Origin of the sequence: Dactylosporangium sp. NPDC049525, from assembly GCF_040676755.1 — a bacterium.
GTDB lineage: Bacteria > Actinomycetota > Actinomycetes > Mycobacteriales > Micromonosporaceae > Dactylosporangium.
On the sequence record NZ_JBFAPO010000012.1, the window covers coordinates 163,673 to 181,768 of the forward strand.

At 70.8% G+C, this 18,096-nt stretch carries 16 protein-coding genes; 4 read left to right on the top strand and 12 right to left on the bottom strand.

Annotation, left to right across the window (positions count from 1 at the left end):
• Positions 1–1,044, top strand: coding sequence for a LacI family DNA-binding transcriptional regulator (locus tag AB0K00_RS19980; RefSeq protein ID WP_363522707.1), 1,044 nt, complete (start codon positions 1–3; stop codon positions 1,042–1,044).
• A gap of 30 nt (positions 1,045–1,074) precedes the next feature.
• Here AB0K00_RS19980 and AB0K00_RS19985 read toward each other — a convergent pair whose 3' ends face one another.
• A complete protein-coding gene (locus AB0K00_RS19985; RefSeq protein WP_363522709.1) occupies positions 1,075–2,136 on the bottom strand; it encodes a hypothetical protein in 1,062 nt (353 codons plus the stop codon).
• A 517-nt stretch (positions 2,137–2,653) separates the two neighbouring features.
• Between AB0K00_RS19985 and AB0K00_RS19990 the strand changes: the two genes are divergently transcribed.
• On the top strand, positions 2,654–3,766 hold the full coding sequence (locus AB0K00_RS19990; RefSeq protein WP_363522710.1) for a hypothetical protein: 1,113 nt from the start codon (positions 2,654–2,656) through the stop codon (positions 3,764–3,766).
• Between the two features lie 88 nt (positions 3,767–3,854).
• On the opposite strand, the gene AB0K00_RS19995 is transcribed toward AB0K00_RS19990, so the two are convergent.
• Together AB0K00_RS19995 and AB0K00_RS20000 are read right to left on the bottom strand one after the other, a co-directional pair.
• Positions 3,855–4,886 carry a PHB depolymerase family esterase gene (locus AB0K00_RS19995; protein WP_363522712.1) on the bottom strand — a complete coding sequence of 344 codons (1,032 nt, stop codon included), beginning with the start codon at positions 4,884–4,886 and terminating at the stop codon, positions 3,855–3,857.
• Between the two features lie 190 nt (positions 4,887–5,076).
• Positions 5,077–5,913 (bottom strand): alpha/beta hydrolase, encoded by an 837-nt coding sequence (locus tag AB0K00_RS20000; protein ID WP_363522714.1) that lies wholly within the window; start codon positions 5,911–5,913, stop codon positions 5,077–5,079.
• 57 nt (positions 5,914–5,970) lie between these two features.
• Between AB0K00_RS20000 and AB0K00_RS20005 the strand changes: the two genes are divergently transcribed.
• Entirely contained in the window at positions 5,971–8,988 is a 3,018-nt protein-coding gene (locus tag AB0K00_RS20005; RefSeq protein ID WP_363522715.1) for a BTAD domain-containing putative transcriptional regulator, read from the top strand.
• On the opposite strand, the gene AB0K00_RS20010 is transcribed toward AB0K00_RS20005, so the two are convergent.
• Positions 8,964–9,518, bottom strand: a complete 555-nt coding sequence (locus tag AB0K00_RS20010; RefSeq protein ID WP_363522717.1) for a dihydrofolate reductase family protein — start codon at positions 9,516–9,518, stop codon at positions 8,964–8,966. The two genes, AB0K00_RS20005 and AB0K00_RS20010, sit on opposite strands and share 25 nt — an antisense overlap.
• A gap of 373 nt (positions 9,519–9,891) precedes the next feature.
• Here AB0K00_RS20010 and AB0K00_RS20015 point away from each other — a divergent pair, with 373 nt between their 5' ends.
• Positions 9,892–10,623 (top strand): SDR family oxidoreductase, encoded by a 732-nt coding sequence (locus AB0K00_RS20015; RefSeq protein ID WP_363522719.1) that lies wholly within the window; start codon positions 9,892–9,894, stop codon positions 10,621–10,623.
• On the opposite strand, the gene AB0K00_RS20020 is transcribed toward AB0K00_RS20015, so the two are convergent.
• Genes AB0K00_RS20020 through AB0K00_RS20055 form a run of 8 tightly spaced genes read right to left on the bottom strand, consistent with a single transcriptional unit; the run spans position 10,608 to position 18,094 of the window.
• Positions 10,608–11,369 carry a carboxymuconolactone decarboxylase family protein gene (locus AB0K00_RS20020; protein WP_363522721.1) on the bottom strand — a complete coding sequence of 254 codons (762 nt, stop codon included), beginning with the start codon at positions 11,367–11,369 and terminating at the stop codon, positions 10,608–10,610. The two genes, AB0K00_RS20015 and AB0K00_RS20020, sit on opposite strands and share 16 nt — an antisense overlap.
• Positions 11,369–12,226, bottom strand: coding sequence for an NAD(P)-dependent oxidoreductase (locus AB0K00_RS20025; RefSeq protein WP_363522722.1), 858 nt, complete (start codon positions 12,224–12,226; stop codon positions 11,369–11,371). The genes AB0K00_RS20020 and AB0K00_RS20025 overlap by 1 nt, the downstream gene beginning before the upstream one ends.
• A complete protein-coding gene (locus AB0K00_RS20030) occupies positions 12,223–12,612 on the bottom strand; it encodes a cupin domain-containing protein (RefSeq protein ID WP_363522723.1) in 390 nt (129 codons plus the stop codon). Before AB0K00_RS20030 ends, AB0K00_RS20025 begins: the two co-directional genes overlap by 4 nt.
• Positions 12,609–13,508 (bottom strand): NAD(P)-dependent oxidoreductase, encoded by a 900-nt coding sequence (locus AB0K00_RS20035; protein ID WP_363522725.1) that lies wholly within the window; start codon positions 13,506–13,508, stop codon positions 12,609–12,611. The genes AB0K00_RS20030 and AB0K00_RS20035 overlap by 4 nt, the downstream gene beginning before the upstream one ends.
• The gene (locus AB0K00_RS20040; RefSeq protein WP_363522727.1) at positions 13,508–14,317 is read right to left on the bottom strand and encodes an N-acyl homoserine lactonase family protein; all 810 of its coding nucleotides are present in this window, start codon (positions 14,315–14,317) and stop codon (positions 13,508–13,510) included. Before AB0K00_RS20040 ends, AB0K00_RS20035 begins: the two co-directional genes overlap by 1 nt.
• Positions 14,314–15,255 carry a DUF6282 family protein gene (locus tag AB0K00_RS20045; protein ID WP_363522729.1) on the bottom strand — a complete coding sequence of 314 codons (942 nt, stop codon included), beginning with the start codon at positions 15,253–15,255 and terminating at the stop codon, positions 14,314–14,316. The genes AB0K00_RS20040 and AB0K00_RS20045 overlap by 4 nt, the downstream gene beginning before the upstream one ends.
• Before the next feature lie 17 nt (positions 15,256–15,272).
• Positions 15,273–16,373, bottom strand: coding sequence for an ABC transporter ATP-binding protein (locus AB0K00_RS20050; protein WP_363522731.1), 1,101 nt, complete (start codon positions 16,371–16,373; stop codon positions 15,273–15,275).
• Positions 16,370–18,094 (bottom strand): ABC transporter permease subunit, encoded by a 1,725-nt coding sequence (locus tag AB0K00_RS20055; protein WP_363522732.1) that lies wholly within the window; start codon positions 18,092–18,094, stop codon positions 16,370–16,372. Before AB0K00_RS20055 ends, AB0K00_RS20050 begins: the two co-directional genes overlap by 4 nt.
• Between the last annotated feature and the right edge of the window lie 2 nt (positions 18,095–18,096).

Here is an 18,096-nt window from a genome sequence, read left to right on the forward strand (position 1 = left end):
GTGTCCGCGTTGGCCGTGACGCAGGAGGACGTGGCGCGCCGCGCCGGCGTGGCGCGCAAGACGGTGTCGAACGTCATCAGCGACTACCCGCACGTCAGCGACCGCATCCGTAAGAAGGTCCTCGCCGCCATCGAGGAGCTGGGCTATCAGCCCAACCGCGCCGCGCAGAACCTGCGCAGCGGCCGGTCCGGCATGATCGGGCTCGCCGTGCCGGAGCTCGACGTGTCCTACTTCGCCGAGCTCACCCGCCTCGTCGTGCAGGCCACCGAGCGCCGGGGCTTCACCGTGCTCATCATCCAGACGTTCGGCGACCTGACCCGGGAGCACGCGTCACTCAACGGGTTCGGCCACCAGCGGCTCATCGACGGCCTCATCTGCAGCCCGATCGCCAGCAGCGGCGAGGACATCCTCAACCGCGGCGGCGGCTTCCCCGTCGTGCTCCTCGGCGAGCAGGTCTCCGTCGCGCCGGACCACGCCGGCATCGACCACGTCGGGATCGACAACGTCGCCGCGGCCCGCACCGCGACCGAGCACCTGCTGTCGCTGCCCCGCAAGCGGGTGGCGTTCGTGGGTGCGAGCCGCAGCACCGACTCGCACATGGCCGACCTGCGCCTCGCCGGCTACCGGCAGGCCCTGGCCGCGGCCGGCGTCCCGTTGCGCCCCGAGCTGGTGTTCAGCGTCAACGGGTACCACCGCCGCGACGGCGCGGAGGCGGGCCGGCGCATCCTCGCCCTGCCCCCCGAGGAGCGCCCCGACGGCGTCTTCTGCGCCAACGACCTGCTCGCGCAGGGGCTGATGCGCGCCCTGCACGACACCGGCTACCGCATCCCGCATGACGTGGCCGTCGTCGGCTTCGACGACATCGACGAGGCGACCTACAGCATCCCGTCGCTGACGTCGGTCTCCCCGGACAAGGCCCAGATCGCCGAGACCGCCGTGGCCCTGCTCCTGGACCGGGTCAACGGCAGCGACGAGGCCGACCACGACACCGTCACCGACTTCTCCCTGGTCGTGCGGGAGAGCACGGCAGGACCGCGCCGCTGAACGCGCGGCGCGGTCCCGGTTCGCTGTCCTTCAGCTGATCGTGACGGCCCGGTAGTTCGCCTTCACGTCCTCGGTGACCGCGCCGACCTGGCAGTTGCTCAGCGCCGCCGTGCGCGACGGCTGCGCCACCCCGTCGAGCTTGAACGTGAACGTGCTGCCGGTCTTCGTCACCGTGACCGTGTGCGGCACCGCCGGGTTGAACCCGCCGGGCAGCGCCTGGACACCCGACCAGCCCAGGTCGGTGCCGCCGACCAGCACGTGCGACACGAACGCGTTGTTCACCGGGTCGATCCACGCCTGCACGTAGTTCAGGTCGTCGTTGTAGCAGCCGTAGACGCCGTACTTCGGCGACGTCGACGTGGTGCCCGCCGCGACCCGGCGCACCGACGCGCTGAGCGTGTAGTCGGTGGTGCGGATGCCGGCGGCGCCGTAGATGGAGCTCCAGCCGGAGCCCAGCGACGTCGACTCGAGGCTCTGCGGCGCGTTGACGACCCAGCCGCCGCGCACCGCTTTCCCGCCGTAGATGTTGCCGGGGTTCGACCCGAACCGTGCGTCGCCCCACTCCAGGCGGTCCAGCACCTGGGCGTTGGTGAACTCGGCCGCGGTGTCCTCGGTGACCAGGCCGATCTGGCACCCGCCGGTGATCGCCACGGTCCGCGACGGCTGCGCGACCCCGTCGAGCGCGAACCGGAACGTGCTGCCCTGCCGGTCGACGGTCAGCTTGTGGGCGACGCCGGTGTTGAAGCCGCCCGGCAGCGCCTGCGTCCCGGACCAGCCCAGGTCGGTGCCGCCGAGCCGGGCGTGGGAGACGAACGTGGTGTTGACCGGGTCGATCCACGCCTGCACGTAGTTGTCGTCGTTCTGGTAGCAGCCGTAGACACCGTACTTCGGCGACGCCGACGTGGTGCCGGCCGCGGTGCGCCGCACGTCGACGCTCATCGAGTAGTCCGCGAGGCGCGTGTCGGCGCCGCGGTAGAGCGAGTTCCAGCCCGAGCCGAGGCTCGTGACGGTCGCCGCGGTGGCACTGGGCAGGCTCCACGACCCGCGGACCAGGCCACCGCCGAAGATGTTGGCCGCGTTGGTGCCGCGCACCGAGTCGCCCCAGCCGTGCCGGCCGCCGCTCGTGCCACCGGACCAGGTGATTTACCACGTGGTAAGCCACGTGGCAACTCCTCGCTTGCCGGGTCCTGGCCGACCCTGTGGGGCTCGTAGATTCGGTACGGCGGCTGTGGCGTGCAGGTTTGTCCGTGGATCAGTTTTGGGCGGCTGCGACGATCCGTGCTATGAGCGTCTCGCCGGTGTACCTGCTCCTGCGTCAGGTTCTGCAGCTGTTGACCCTGTGCTTGCCGAAATCCTCATCCACGCCGGTCAAGCGGCATGGTGGTTCCAGATCAGGGTCCGGTCCAGCAGCTTTCGGCGGCAGGTCTGGACCCAACGTTCCATGATCGAGTTCATTCTCGGCATACGGATGCCGCTGAGCACGACTCGGTGCTTGTGGAGCAGGCGGGAAGCCAGGACCGCGGCCTGCGTGAGAGCATCGGCGGAATCGCGGTGACGTCGCCCTCGAATGGTGATCCGGGACCGCCGCACGCGTGCGACGGTGAGCGCTGTGACGACGCGCGACGTACGCCTCACCGACGCGACGACCGGCACGGTCTCGATCGACCGGCCGGTCCTGCGTCACCCGGCCAATCCGATCCTCACCGCGCGGCAGGTCAACGCCGTCTGGCGCGAGCCGCACCTCCAGGTGGTCACCGTGCACAACGCGGGCGTGGCGACGCTCGCGGACCGGACCGCGCTGCTGTTCCGGTCGCACCTGCGCTGCGGGATCAGCGTGCTCGGCCTCGCCACCAGCGCCGACGGCGTGACGGACTGGACGGTGCACCCGCAGCCGGTGTTGTCGCCGGCGACCGAACGCGACCGGTGTGTCGACGGCGTCGACTGGCAGAACCTCGTCGAGGTCGAGTCCGGCGGCGTCGAGGACGCCCGGATCAACCCCGTCGAGGACACGTTCGCGGTTACATACAGCGCATACCATGCCGGGGTCCGCAATCGGGTACGCGTGTCGCTCGCCCTCACCGACGACCTCATGACGTTCACCAGGCACGGCCCGATGCTCGATCGAGACATGCGCAACGTGGTCGTGTTCCCGGAGCGGATCGGCGGGCGGTACGTCGGGCTTTTCCGGCCCAACGACGTCAGCCCGGGCGACACCGGCGGCGCGTACACGCAGGTCAGGATCGGATACACGGACGACTTCCGGACCGGGCCGTGGGAGGTCGCCGACGAGCCGGTGATGCGCACGGGAGCAGGACCGAGCGCCTTTTCCGACAAGATCGGGCCGGGCGCGCCGCCGGTGCGTACGCCGCACGGCTGGCTCAACGTCTTCCACGGCGTACGCACGACGATGGACGGCAACCCGTACGTGCTCGGCGTCGCCCTGCACGATCTCGACGACCCGAGCGTGGTGCGCATGTCAAGCATCCCGATCCTGTTCCCGTCGCGCGCCGACTGCCGGGTCCCCGACACCGACTACATCCACGTGCCGAACGTGGTCTTCTCCTGCGGACTTGTCCGCGAGACCACCGGCACAATCGTCATCTACTACGCCGGCAACGACACGGTCATGAACGTGGCCGTGACCCACGAGGACGTGCTGGCGGAGCTGTGCCTGCGCTACGGCCAGGACCCGCTGACCGGTAAGCTGTTGTACAGCCTGTGACCGCGTCGACGCCGGCCGGGTCGCCCTTCACGGCGCGTCCAGGGTGTCGACCGTGAACGCGCCGTGAGCCTGGCGCGGCAGAGCACCCTCAGCCGTCCAGGCGGCGCACCATGTTCATGATCGTCTCTAGTTGCGCCCCGCCCTTGATCGGGTAATTGGTCGCGCCGAGATAACCCCACCAGTCCCAGCAGCCGTTGGGGTTGACCGGAGTGGCGAGCGCCTGGGGGTACAGCACGATCATGGTATTCGTGTCGGCGTACTGGTTGAGGTTGGCCCGGTCGACGAAGGCCGTGCCAACGTCGGTGTAGCTCTGCTTGCAGCCGTGCAGCGCGACGAGCAGGCGGCACGACTGGCCTGCGGTGCACGCCGCTGGGACGTACGCGAAACCGGTCGCGCCCATGCTGATCCCGTTGGCGTAGCCGTTGACGGCGAAGGTGTTCTGGCTGAAGCTGATCAGCCGGCCACCGAGCGCGCCGGCGTTGGGCCCGTTGACCGAGCCGAACAGCTTGCGCAGGAACGCGTTCTGCGGGTCGGTGCCGCAGTCGTTGAGGAACGGCGACGCGGTGGCCGAGCAGCTGACCGTCCCGTACGGGCTGACCCAGGCGTGCCCGGCGGACGAGCCGCTGTCGTACTGCACGCTCGCGCCGAAATGTTGGTAGTAGCGGACCAGGTCGTCGTTGACGGACTTCTTGACCGTAGTGTCGCCGTTGCCGTGGAACACGTACACGGGTCGGCCGGAGAGGTTGCCGACCGGGTCGATCCAGCCGTACGTCGCCCAGGTGCGCGTGTACGTCTGCAGGTTCGTCAGGTACGTCGGCCACACGTTGTCCGTACAGCCGTACAGCGCCTGGCTGACGTTGTTCTGGGCGCAGTAGTACGGCCCGGACGCGAAGATCGCCGCCCCCTGGATCCGCGACGAGTACGCGACGTGCAGCTGCGTGGCCATCGCGCCGCCGGACGAGACGCCGGCGACGTAAACGGACGAGACGTTGTAGGTGCCGAGCGACCCGGCGACCGGCAGCTTGGTGGGCGGGTTGGCGGCCTGCGCCGGCATGGCGCCGGCCAGCACGAGCAGGGCGGTCACGGCGGCGGCCGTGACGGAGCGGACGAGGAATCTCATGGATCCTCCCGTGGCGGCGGGGGTGTGTCCGCCGAGGGTAGGAGGACCGTGCGCCGGCGAACCATCGGCGGCAGGCACATAGTTCGATGTCCGCAGGTGTGGCTCACGTCGCGGACCGCCCACCGCCGCCCGAGGCCTGCGCCGGCGACGTACACCGCGCCGTCAAGCTGGGTGGCTGAAATGCGGCAGCTCACGTTTCATGCGCAACCGCAGTGTCTGACCGCGGAGCGGGTTGCCGCCTTCCTGCCATCTCCGAGGAACCGGTGTCCTGAAAGCCCTCGTCGAGGAACTCCTCCACCATCGGGGCCAGTAGCGGGGCCCGCTGCGGCAGCGAGGCGTGCGTGGTGCCGGGCAGGATCGCGAGGCGGCAGCTCGGCAGCACGTAGACGTCGCCAGGAACGCCGCCGCCGAGCAGCCGGAACATCCGAACGGCATGCTCCGGCTGGACGATGTCCGCGTCGCCCACCACGACCAGCGCGGGAACCCGTAACGCCCGGATCTGCGCGGCCGTCCACTCCGGTGGATGCGCGTCCAGCACGGCCATCTTGATGACGAGGCGGTCCCAGCCGGCCGGGTCGGGCGCGGTCCGCAGGTACTCCTCGTGCAGCTCGGAGCCGTACAGGTGCTCAGGCCGCAGGTGCTGGGCGCCGTCGAGCAGGCCGGGGTGCAGGCCACCGCGGTCGAAGGTCGACGAGGCGAGCACGAGCCGACCGGCCCGCGCCGGATGGTGGGTGCCGAGCCGCAGCGCGACCGCGGCGCCCAGACCCCAGCCGAGCACGTCCGCTTGTGGCAGGCCGAGACGGTCCAGCAGGTGCACCACCTCCGCCGCGAAGCCCTCGACGGTGTACGGGCCATCGCAGTCGGGAGTTCGGCCGTGCCCCGGCAGCTCGATCGCTATGACGCGCCGCCTTCTCGCCAGCAACGGCAACAGCGCGCCGTACGACGTACGGATGCCGGACAGCGCCGCCGGCACGAGGATCAGCGGCCGTCCCGGCCCGGAACCGTAGTCCTCGAAGTACATCTCCATGCGCCCAGCGTGCGTGGGTGCGCTTACGGTCGGCTTACCGCCGTACCATGTCCCGCTGTGCGCTTCGGAATCCTCGGTCCGCTCGCCGTCACCACCGACGACGGTGAGCCGGTGGTGGTGCCCGGCGCCAAAGCGCGGATGCTGCTCGCCGACCTGCTGGCGCACCGCAACAAGGTGGTCTCCGCGGACCGGCTCGTCGAGGATCTGTGGGGCGACGGCGCACCCGCGAACCCGGCCGCCGCGCTGCAAGTGCGCGTATCGCAGCTGCGCAAGGCGCTCAACGACGCCGAAGCGGGAGCCCGTGACCTGATCGAGTCGCGGCCCCCGGGCTACCGGCTGCGGGCCGACGACGTGGACGCCGACCGGTTCGCCGCGCTCGTCGACGCCACTGACGTGGACCGGCTCGGCGCGGCGCTCGCGCTGTGGCGCGGCCAGGCGTACGCCGACGTGGCCGACCAGGAGTTCGCCCGCGCCGAGGCGACTCGGCTCACCGAGCAGCGCCTCCTCGTCCACGAGCGGCTGGCCAAGGCCCGGCTGGCCCGCGGCGAGCACGACCTGGTCGCCGCGGAGCTGGCCGAGCTGGTCGAGCGCCATCCGCTGCGGGAGGGCCTACGCGCCCTGCACATCCGCGCCCTGTACGCCGCGGGGCGGCAAGCCGAGGCCCTGGAGAGCTACGCCGGGCTGCGCGAGCGGCTCGCCGACGAACTGGGCCTCGACCCGGGTCCCGACCTGGCCGCCCTGTACCGGCAGATCCTCGACCAGGACCCGGGCCTCAGCGCCCCGCCCAAGGCCGCGATCGTCCGCAACAGCCTGCCCGCCCAGCTGGACGAGCTGATCGGCCGCGCCGAGGCCCTGACAGAGCTGCGCACCCTGATCCCGGCCGGTCGGCTGCTCACCCTGGTCGGGCCGGGCGGGGTGGGCAAGACCCGGCTCGCCGCGGCGGCCGCAGCCGAACAGGTGCAGCCGGACGGCGTACATCTGGTGGAGCTGGCACCGCTTCCGCCGGCAGACACGCGAGTGGCGGAGCAGGTGCTGGGGGTGCTCGGCCTGCACGAGGCACCCGGCACGACCGGGTCTGCGACCGATCGGCTGGTGTCAGCGCTGCGGCACCGCGAGATGCTGCTCGTGCTGGACAACTGCGAGCACGTGATCGCAGCGGCCGCAGCATTGGTCGGGCAGCTGCTCCGCGATGCGCCCGGGGTGCGCGTGCTGGCCACCAGCCGCGAGCCGCTCCTCCTGGCGGGCGAGCGGATCTGGGAGGTGAGCCCGCTCGCGCTGCCGTCCGATCCCGCCGACGTCGACGCGGTACGACGGTCGGCCGCAGCCCGGCTCTTCACGGCGCGCGCGGCCGCTCAGCACCGCGGATTCCGGCTCGACGAGCAGACCGCGCCCGCGGTGGCGCAGCTCTGCCGCCGGCTGGACGGCCTGCCCCTGGCCCTGGAACTGGCCGCGACCCGGGTGCGTGCGCTCGGCGTACAGGGCGTCGTGGATCGCCTCGACGACCGCTTCCGGCTGCTTACTACACGGCAGCGGGATGTGCCGGAACGGCAGCGCACCCTGACCGCGGTGATCGCGTGGAGTTGGGATCTGCTGGACCCGGAGGACCGGGCGGTGCTGGCGCGGCTCTCGGTGTTCCGCGACGGCTGCACGCCCGAGGCCGCCGAGCAGGTATGCGACGCCGGCCTGGACGCCGTGGACCGGCTTGTGGAGCGGTCGCTCGTGGTCGCCGAGCCGGGGCCGCGGTATCGGCTGCTGGAGTCCGTCGCGGAGTTCGGCGCCGCGCAGCTCACCGACGCCGCCACGATCCGCGGCCGGCACGCCGCGTACTTCCGGTCGCTCGCCGAACGCGCCGATCCCCGGCTGCGCGGCCCCGAACAGCAGCAGTGGCTTGCGATCCTGGACGCCGAGCGGGCCAACCTGCAGGTGGCGCTCACGCACGGCGGTGGCCTGCGACTGGCGCTCGCGCTTACCTGGTACTGGGTCCTGCGGGGCAGGCTCAGCGAGGCACGCACTGCCCTGGCGCTGACCGGCACGGCCGAGGACGAGCGCCTCGCCACGCCCTGGCGACTCGGTCTCGCTCTGCTGCAAGGCCAGCGGGTACCCGCGGACGTACGGGATGTGCTTGCGCTTGATCCGGCCGGTCGGGCGGCCTGGTTCGTGGCCAATGCCGTGCTGGACCGGGGTGACCTGGCGCTCGCCGCCGCGCTGCTGCCCGAGGAGTTCGACGACTCGTGGACCGAGGCGGCGGTGCTGGCGTCGCGGGCGATGCTCGCGCACGCGGCCGGTGATCTGTCCGCGCTGGAAGCGGCCGCCACCCGCAGCGACGCCCTCTTCGCCGAGCTCGGCGACCGGTGGGGGCGACTGCGGGCCAGCGACTGGCTCGGCGGTCTGGCGGAGTTCCGCGGCCAGCAGGAGCGGGCCGCCGCCGTGCACCGGGAGGGGCTGCGCTGGGCGACCGAGCTTTCGCTGTGGCCCGAGGTCGGTAGCAAGCTGTCCTGGCTGGCCTGGCTCGCCGTACGGGACCGGGACTACGAGGTCGGGCGGGAGCTGGCGGAACGCGCCTACCGGCTGGCCGTCGAACAGGGCACGCCCACCGCGGTGGTGTTCGCCGAGATGAGCCTCGGCATCGCGGCCCGCCGCTCGGGCCGCCTCGACCAGGCCGTCACCCACCTGACCCGGATCGCCGACCAGGGCCGGATCGAGCCGCAGCCGCCGCCGTACCTGCCGATGATCCTGGTCGAGCTGGGCTACGCGCGCGAACTCCAGGGCGACCCGTCGGCCGCCTGGGCACTGCACATGGAGGCGTACGACGCCGCCATCGGCTCCACCCGCGACGGCATCGGCGCGGTCGAGGGCATGGCCGCACTGGCCGAGCCCGCCGTGGCGGCCCGGCTACTGGGCGCCGCAGCCACCGCCCGCGACCACAACGCGGCGCCGGCCGCCCCGGCCGAGCAGGACGAGCTCGACCGGGCGGCGCGACGGGCGGTGGCTTCGCTCGGCCAGGAACGCTTCGACGATCTGGTGGCCGAGGGCGCCAAGCTCGCCCTCGATCAGGCGGTGGCCTTCGGCCGGTAGGTGGCGACGATGACGCCGTTCTTGAAGATCCGGGTGTCGATCAGCTCGAACGTGGCCTTCACGTCGCTCAGCACACTGGTGAAGCTCGGGCCGCCCTCGATGACCGGGTGGATCCAGAACTTCACCTCGTCGACCAGGCCGGCCTTGACGAGCTGCGCGGTGACCTCGCCGTACCCGTACTGAACGATGTCCTTGCCGTCCTGGGCCTTGAGCTTCGCGACGGCCTCGACCAGATCCCCTTCCAGCACCTCAGTGTTCTTCCATGAGGGGTCCTTCAGCGTCGTCGACGCCACGTACTTCTTCACGTTGTTGAAGAAGGCGGCACCGGTGTTGGGGTCGTTCTCGTCCATGGCCGGCCAGGCCTGCGAGAAGCCGTCGTAGGTGGCCCGGCCCATGATCAGCGCGTCGGCGCCGGTGGTGAGCTCGGCGGCCACCTCGGCCGCCTCCTCGGCGAAGTAGGGCGCCGTCCACATCGGGTTCTCGATGACGCCGTCGAGGGTGAGGTAGGTGGAGTTGATGAGCTTGCGCATCGGAAGTTCTCCCAGGTGGGTTGCGGTGTCGCTGCTGACAGGGAGAACTGTGCCGAGGGCCGCTTACGATTTCCTTCAGATTCCCTTCGGACGCGTCGACCTCGGCGGACGCTCCCCCCACTGCATTCGCCCGCTCAGGTGGTCGGCGTGGCGTGGATGCTGAGGAACAGGCCGCCCACCGCGCGGTCCCAGCACTTCGGTCGTGAACCCTGCCCGTGCGATGGCCGGCACCGTGTCGCGATCCGGTGGCAGCCCAGCGCTGCCCCCGTCAGCGGGGTGAACGCAGCGGCATCCAACATCTTTTCCGCGCGCTCTGAAAATGTATGATCGTCGTACGATCTGAATGAGGCGGACAAGGCAGGGAAGGCGACGTATGAAGCTGAGCGCTGTAGTCACTGGGGCCGCGCGGGGGATCGGGCGGGATGTCGTGGTCCGGTTGCGGGGCGCGGGCTATCGGGTGGTGGCGGTTGACGTCTCGCCCGCAGTGGCTGATCTGGCGGAGGACGGCTGGGTGGTGCCGATGACCGCGGACGTCGCGGCGGACGCGACGCCGGGCGCGGTGGTCGAGCGGGCGACGGTCGAGTTCGGGCGGCTTGATCTGCTGGTCAACAATGCGGCGCGGTTCCTGCGACGGCCCATTCTCGAGACAAGCGATGACGACTTCGACGCGTTGTTCGCCACGAATGTGCGGCCGGTGTTCCGGTTTGCGCGGGCCGCTCTGCCGCATCTGGCGCGCAGCCGCGGCTGCATCGTCAACACGGCGTCGATTTCCGGGCTGGTCGGTGTGCCCAACCAGGTCGTCTACGCGATGACCAAGGGCGCGATCGTGCAGTTGACCCGGCAGCTTGCTGTCGAGTGGGCGGCCCGCGGGGTACGGGTCAACGCCGTCGCGCCGGGGGCCGTCGACACCGGGTTCATGGACGAGGCCAGGAGCGCCGATCCGGATCCGGCCGCCAGCCTGGCCGTCACCCTGGGCAATCACCCCATCGGGCGCATGTCGACGCCCGACGAGGTGGCCCGCGCGATCGTGTTCCTGGCCTCGCCGGAGTCGGCCGGCATCACCGGCACTATCCTCAGCGTGGACGGTGGTTACGTGGCGCGGTGAGCCTCCATCTCCTCCAGGAGGATCGGCGCCGCCGCGGTCACGCCGTGGATGCCCAGTACCGACGCGATCTCCATGACCTCCAGGATCTCGCGGGCGGTGGCGCCATGGCCGATGGCGTTCTCGATGTGCAGTTTGAGGCCCTTGACGTACAGGTGGGTGGCCGCGGTGTCGAAGGCGATGTAGACGAACTCCTTGACCTTCGGCTCCAGCACCCCGGTGCGCCACGGCACCGAGGAGAACTCGGTGTAGGCGGCGAACATCGCCGGGTCCAGTTCGAGCATCTCGTCCCAGAAGGCATGCCAGTAGCCGCGGGTCCTGGTGAAGTCGGCCTTGAGCCGCTCCTGCTCGTCGGTGAGCGGCGCCGGGCCGGTGCGCAGGCCCTTCTCCCGCAGCACCTCGACGAGGACCGGCACGCCGATGTTCATCGCGTGGATGCCCAGCGTCGCCGACAGCTCCAAAACCTCCATGATCTCCTGCGGGGTGGCACCCAGCGCCAGGGCGGCCCTGATGTGCTGGCGTACGCCCGGCAGGTACATGTGGGTGGCATTCGCGTCGACCGCGATGTAGATGAACTCCTTGACCTTCGGCTCCAGCACGCCGTGACGCCACGGGACGGCGGAGAAGTCGAGGTACGCCTTCAGGAACTCGGGGTCCAGCCGGAGCACTCCCTCCCAGGTCTCGCTCCAGGTTCCCCGTACGCGGATGAACTCGTCCTTGATCTCCTGCTGCCGGGCGGTGAGCGTCATCAGCGATCGGTCCTTCGCAGCCAGTCGACGATTTCAGTGTGATCGGCGGACGGCTCGAGCGCCTCGGCGGCTCGCGCCCACAGCTCCACCGCCGCGTGGCCCAGCGGGTCGGGGGCGCCCACCTGGTCGGCCAGGCCGGTGGCGATGCGCATGTCCTTGAGCATCAGGCGCAGACCGAAACCCGAGTCGTACGTGCCGGGCAGGACGAAGTTGGGCCACTTGTTCTCGGTCGAGCCGCTGCGGCCGCTGGAACTGTTGAAGATGGACAGCATGGTCTCGGGGTCCAGGCCGAACCGCTCGCCGGCCAGGATCGCCTCGGAGGTGACCAGCAGGTGGGTCGCGGAGAGCAGGTTGTTGAGCGCCTTGACGGCGTGGCCGCTGCCGACGCCGCCGGCCCGTGTGGTCGTGCCGAGGCAGGCGAGCACCGGTTCCACGCGTTCGAGATCGGCGGGTTCGCCGCCGGTCATGATGGTCAGCTTTCCGGTGCGGGCACGGGCGACCCCGCCGGAGACGGGAGCGTCGAGGAGCGTGATGCCCCGGTCGGCCAGTTCGGCGGCCAGGGCCCGCGTGCGCGTCGGTTCCGACGAGCCCATGTCGATGACGGTCGCGCCACGCTCCACCTGGAACAGGTCGTCGCGGACGGTGCTTTCGACGATGTCGGAGTTCGGCAGCATCAGCACGACGACCGTGGCGCCGCGGACGGCGCCGGCCAGGTCGGCGGCGGCGGTACCACCCGCGTCGGCGAGGGCCTGCCGGGCCGGTGCGGCCGGGTCGTAACCCTGGACGCGGTAGCCGGCGCGGACCAGCAGGGCCGACATCGGTCCGCCCATGTTGCCCAGACCCAGGAAGCCGATCATTCGGGCACCGGCGCCGGGTGGTCGGCCGCTGCGACTTCCTCGGCCCACACGGTGGTGCCGAGCGAGATCGCGGTGTGGGTCATCAGTGCGTCGTGGGCGGCGCCGTGCCAGTGCCGCTCGCCGGCCGGCACCCAGACGGTGTCCCCGGCCTGGATCGCCTCGGGCCGGCCGCCCTCGGAGCAGACCAGCCCTCGTCCGGAGATCACCTGGAGGATCTGGCCGTGCTCATGGCTGTGCCAGTACGTGCGCGCACCCGGGGCGAAGGTCACCGTGGCGATCGTGGTGCCGTCGGTCGCGGGCAGCACCGATTCGAACCAGGCCTGGCCGGTGACCGTCGCGCGGTGCTCGGACGGGCCGCGCTTCGCGTGGCCGTGGACGATGTTCATGCGGCGGGGTCCTCCTTCGTGTGCAGTCGTACGCCGCCCGACAGGTCACCGAGGGCGTCGACGACGGTGTTGCTGATCTCGTCGGCGTAGCCGAGGGCGCGGGCCAGGCCGAAGCTGGCCAGCGGGCCGGCCGAGTTGGGGCTCGCCACCCCCAACCGGGCGACCAGTTCGACGTACAGGTTCACGTCCTTGAGCATCAGCGTGTTGGTGAGCCCACCCTTGAGGTAGTCACCGTGAATGATGCTGGGGAAGCGGTTCCGGGTGGCGAAGTTGACACCGGAGCCGGCGTTCAGCACGGCGAGGACGGTTTCGAGGTCGAGGTCCGCCTTCTTCGCGGCGACCATCACCTCGGCGGTGGCCGAGAGCGCGATCGCATTGAGAAAGTTGTTCAGCAGCTTGACGGTGTGACCGGCCCCGCTCGGTCCACAATGGAAGATATTGGCGGCGAACAGGTCCAGCACCGGGCGGGCCCGGTCGAGCACGCCCGCCTCGCCGCCCACCATCAGGGTCAGCGCGCCCTTGTCGGCCGCGGCGGCGCCACCGGAGATGCCGGCGTCCAGGTATGCCGCACCGCGCTCGGCGAGCATCCCGTGCAGCCGGGTGGTCGAGTCGGGCGCGGCGGTCGACAGGTCGACCACGATCAGGCCGGGACGGGCGTGGGCGAGGACGCCGTCGTCGCCGAGCACCACCGCCTCGACGACGTGGCTGTCGGGCAGCGACAGCAGCAGGATGTCGGAGCCGTCGGTCACCTCGCCGACCGACGCCGCCGGCTTGGCACCGGCCGCGGTGACGTTCGCCTCGCGGACGTCGTAACCGAGCACGTCGTGGCCGCCGCGCACGACACAGGCGCACATGCGGCCGCCCATGTTGCCGAGGCCGACAAAACCGATCCTCATCATGGCTCCTCTCCGATGGTGGCGGCGAGACCGGTGACGCCCGCGAGATCGCAGGGGGTGAACCGGCCGAGCGTGCCGGGGTCGTGGCCGGCGACGAGGTGGTCGGCCCGCATGGCGCGGATGCGGTCGAAGCCCGCATACATGTCGATGAGGTTGGCGACCTGTGTGAACGGCATGTTCCGCTCGTACTCCTCGTAGTAGTGCACCGAGTCCGAGGCGAGCAGGACGACACCCTGGCTGGTGTTCACGAGGACGATGCTCTGTCCCGGTGTGTGCCCGCCGACCCGGATCACGCGGACGCCCGGAGCCGGTGCGACCTCGTCGTCGAAGGTCCGCAGCCGACCGTCCCGCGCGGCCTGCCGGAGCTGGCCGATCTCCTCGTCCTCCACGGAGTGGTGCACCAGCGTCCGGTTCGCGTACGGCCCGGTCCAGAAGTCGTATTCCGCGGCGGCGACGATCAGCGCCGACCCGGGGAACAGGCCGAGGTTGCCGATGTGGTCGTAGTGCGCGTGGGTGACCACGACCGGCGGCCCGGCGGCTCGGTCGACCCCGAGGGCGTCGAACGCGGCCGCCGGCTCGATCAGCGTGGTGCGCTTACGGTTGGCGCCGCCGGTGGCCGAGAACCCGGTGTCCACGACGATCGTGTGGTGCGCGTTGCGGACGACCCAGAAGAAGTAGTCCATCCCGATCGGGCCGTCCGGCTCGCCGTAGAGGTGGTAATTGAGGTAGACGTCGCTGCGTACGGTCTGCCGGGTCCCGTACTTGACGATGGTCACCTGGTACTGGTCCGAGCCGGGCGCGACCGTCATGACAGGAGCAGCTGCCCGGCGTTCGTCCCCACCAGCCGCCTGATGTCGTCCTCGGCGATGCCGGCGTCGAGCAGCCCGCGGGCGGCCCGGCGGAACAGCGTCACCGGCAGAGGGTTGTTCTTCTGGCCCGAGTCCGACGACAGGATGGTCCGCTCGACGCCGACCTCCTTGATGAAGGTCAGCAACTCGTCCAGGTCGCGCCGGCGCTCCTCGCGGCCGAAGTACATGACGATGCAGTGCTCGATGGTGACGCCCTGCCGCGCCCACGCCACCGCCTGATCGACCGAGGCACCGACGACGAAGATGGGGTGGTTGACCACGATACGGCCGATGCCGGCCTCGAGCGCGGCGTCGATCAGCGCCTGGGACTCCTCGACCCCCAGGTGGCCGCAGGTCAGCACGGCGTCCTCGGCGGCGATCACCGACAGGATGTCGCGGACCTCGGGGAGCACGCCACCCCGGTCGTCGAGGATCGAGATGATCTCGTTGGGCCGCAGCTCCACCTCGGACGTCGGGAAGCCGGTGTCGTGGTGCTCGTGGTGCCTGACGTGGGCGGCGGAGGAGAGCGTCGGGAACCACACCATGCGCCCGCCCATGCGAAGCGCGAGCTCCACCGCATACGGGTTGAGGCCACCCACCGTCCGGTTGAGCGCGACCCCGCCGTGCACCTGCGTCGGCAGTTCGGCCAGCCCCGCCGAGCGCAGCGCCAGGATGTCGGTGACCATGCTGTGGTGGTGGGACTTCGCCACGATCGCCCGGAATCCCGCGTTCGACGCGTCGCGTGCCGCGTCGAGGATGCTCATCCGGCGCGGGAACGGGCTCGGGCCCGGGTGCTGGTGCAGGTCCACCGCGCCGACCAGGAGGCTGTCGGCCTGCTCGTCCGGCACCTTGCGGTCCTCGTCGGCATCGGGGTCGAACGCGTAGTCGACTGTCATCATGATCTGTTTCCTCACCGTCACTCGGACACCAGGACTTGGTCTTCGGGCCGCCAGTGGGCGACGACCCGGGCACCCGGGCCGACCGCCACCGGCGCGCCGACGGGCAGCACCGCGCTGCCGACGGAGTCGTCGCCGAAGGCCAGCTCGATGCGGTAGTACGTGCCGTAGAAGGAGATGTCGGTGACCGTGGCCGGGGCGACGTTGCTGCCGGCCGGCACCGATTCCTCGTCGGGGGCGATCCGCATGCGCTCCGGCCGCACGATCAGCCACTGCTGCTCGCTGTCGTCGCCCGGCTCACCGACCGTCCACTTGCGGTCGTGCCACTCGTAGACGTCTGCCGAGCGGTACCGGCCGCCGAAGACATTGGACTCGCCCAGGAACCGGGCCACGAACCGGGTCGTGGGCCGGTGGTACAGGTCGACCGGGGTGCCGACGGCGACGATCCTGCCGTGGTCGAAGATGGCGACGCGGTCCGACAGGGTCATCGCCTCGTCCTGGTCGTGCGTGACGAAGACGAAGGTCAGGCCCAGCTCCTGGTGCAGGCGCTTGATCTCGCGCTGCAACGACTGGCGCAGCTTGCGGTCCAGCGCGCTCAGCGGCTCGTCGAGCAGCAGCACGCTGGGGGAGAAGACCACCGCGCGGGCCAGCGCGACGCGCTGCTGCTGGCCGCCGGAGAGCTCGTGCGGGCGCCGCCCGCCCATGCCGCCCAGGTCGACCAGGTCGAGCGCCTCGCCGACCAGCTTGGCCGTCTCGGCGGCCGGCACCTTGCGCTCGCGCAGCGGGAACGCCACGTTCTGGGCCACGGTGAGGTGGGGGAAGAGCGCGTAGTTCTGGAACACCATGCCGAAGTTGCGCTTGTGCGCCGGGGTACGGCTGATGTCCTTGCCGTTGAGCTCGATCCGTCCGGACGTCGGCTCGGTGAAGCCGACGATCATGTTGAGCGTCGTGGTCTTGCCCGAGCCGCTCGGCCCGAGCAGGGTGAGGAACTCGCCCGGCTGGATGTCGAGATCCACATGGTCGACGGCGGGCGGCTCGGCAGTGCCGTACCGCTTGCAGAGCTCGACCAGATGGACCCGGGCGCCGCGGGCGCCGATGGTGGGCGCCGTCGGGGTACTCATCGGGTGCCTCTCTTTCCGCGTCGCACGCCGACGATCTGGGCGAGCAGGATGGGAACACTGACCAGCACGACCATCAGGCTCGACGCGGCGGAGATCGTCGGATCGATCTGGATGGTGACGCTGTTGAACATCTGGACCGGCAGCGTGACGGCCCCGGGCGCCTGCAGGAACAGGGCGATGACGACCTCGTCGAGGGAGGTCACGAATGCCAGGACGGCGCCGGAGAGGATGCCGGGCAGGACCAGCGGGAGGGTCACCCGCCGGAACGTCGAGACCGGGCCGGCGCCGAGGCTCGCCGCGACACCGGGCAGCCGGCCGTCCATGCCCTGCAACCGGGCCGTCACCGCGATCACCACGAACGGCAGCGCCATGGCGGTGTGGGCCAGGATGATGCCGATCAGGGTCCCGTTCAGGCTGAGACGCAGGAACGCGGAGAAGACCACCAGTGCCACGAGGATGTGCGGGACGATCATCGGTGACAGCAGGAAACCGTTGACCGTGCCACGCCATCGCGGGCGCAGGCGGGCCAGGCCGAACGCGGCCATCGTGCCGAGCACGGTCGCGATCACCGCGGTGTATGCGCCGACCTGCAGCGTGTTGAGGATCGCGGCGGTCCACTCCGGTGAGGTGAACAGGTTCTCGTACCAGCGCAGCGACCAGCCGTCCGGCGGGAACCGGAACGTCGTGGCCGACGAGAAGCTCATCGGGATGACCACCAGTGTCGGCGCGACCAGGATGATCGCCACGACCGTGGTGTGGACCCTCAGCCACGGGCGTACGGGAGCCGCCCGGTCCGAGGTGGAGGCGGTGCGCGCGGGCTGGCCGCCGGCCGCGGTCACCGCCACGGTCTGCCCCGCCAGGCGGCGGCTCAGGCCGAGCACGACGAGGGTGACGACGAGCAGGAGCATGCCCATCGCGCCGGCGCCGCCGAAGTCGAGCAGCTCCTTGGCGCGCACGTTGATGACCTGGGCGATCATCGCGTTGCGGTTCGAGCCGAGCAGGGCCGGCGTGACGTAGAAGCCCAGCGACAGCACGAAGACCAGCGACATGCCGGCGACGATGCCCGGGGTGGACAGCGGGAGATAGATGCGGCGGAAGGCCCGTGCCCGGGGGGCGCCGAGGCTCTGCCCGGCGGCGACCAGGCTGCCGTCGATCTGCGACATGGCGCTGTACAGCGGCAGCACCAGGAAGGGCAGCAGCACCTGGGTCATCGAGATGCCGACGGCCGTTGAGGTGCCCAGCAGGCGTACCTCGCCGAGCCCGAACGGCCGCAGGATGTCCTGCACCACGCCGCCGTCCTGCAGGAGCACCAGCCACGCGAAGTTGCGGGCCAGCATGCTCGTCCAGAAGGGCACGAGCACGACGGTGATCAGCACGCCGCGCATGGTCGGGCCGACCAGGGTCATCGCGTATGCGTACGGGTAGGCCAGCAGCAGCCCGATCACCGACACGATCAGCGCGATGAGCAGTGTCCGGCCGAGCACCCGGATCGTGTAGCCGTCCGTGAACAGCGAGGCATAGTTGCCCAGCCCGGTCTCCGGCTCGGTGAAGCTGTCCACCACCAGGGTCGCCAGCGGCAGGACGAACAGCAGTGCCAGGGCGATCAGGGCCGGGGCGAGCAGGAGCCAGCCGGACGGGCGTGCCCGGCCCGCCCGCGCCGGCCCGGGGCGCCCGGGGCGCCCGGTCACGGGCGCCTCCGGGGTGGCGGTGGAGACAGCCATGA

Coding starts and splice junctions, on each gene's coding strand:
- AB0K00_RS20020 (WP_363522721.1), bottom strand. CDS start 11,369: ATGACGCTCACCGCCCGGCAGCAGGAGATCAAGGACGAGTTCATCCGC.
- AB0K00_RS20045 (WP_363522729.1), bottom strand. CDS start 15,255: ATGATGACAGTCGACTACGCGTTCGACCCCGATGCCGACGAGGACCGC.
- AB0K00_RS20015 (WP_363522719.1), top strand. CDS start 9,892: ATGAAGCTGAGCGCTGTAGTCACTGGGGCCGCGCGGGGGATCGGGCGG.
- AB0K00_RS20010 (WP_363522717.1), bottom strand. CDS start 9,518: ATGCGCAAGCTCATCAACTCCACCTACCTCACCCTCGACGGCGTCATC.
- AB0K00_RS20035 (WP_363522725.1), bottom strand. CDS start 13,508: ATGAGGATCGGTTTTGTCGGCCTCGGCAACATGGGCGGCCGCATGTGC.
- AB0K00_RS19995 (WP_363522712.1), bottom strand. CDS start 4,886: ATGAGATTCCTCGTCCGCTCCGTCACGGCCGCCGCCGTGACCGCCCTG.
- AB0K00_RS20050 (WP_363522731.1), bottom strand. CDS start 16,373: ATGAGTACCCCGACGGCGCCCACCATCGGCGCCCGCGGCGCCCGGGTC.
- AB0K00_RS20000 (WP_363522714.1), bottom strand. CDS start 5,913: ATGGAGATGTACTTCGAGGACTACGGTTCCGGGCCGGGACGGCCGCTG.
- AB0K00_RS20040 (WP_363522727.1), bottom strand. CDS start 14,317: ATGACGGTCGCGCCCGGCTCGGACCAGTACCAGGTGACCATCGTCAAG.
- AB0K00_RS20030 (WP_363522723.1), bottom strand. CDS start 12,612: ATGAACATCGTCCACGGCCACGCGAAGCGCGGCCCGTCCGAGCACCGC.
- AB0K00_RS20025 (WP_363522722.1), bottom strand. CDS start 12,226: ATGATCGGCTTCCTGGGTCTGGGCAACATGGGCGGACCGATGTCGGCC.
- AB0K00_RS20055 (WP_363522732.1), bottom strand. CDS start 18,094: ATGGCTGTCTCCACCGCCACCCCGGAGGCGCCCGTGACCGGGCGCCCC.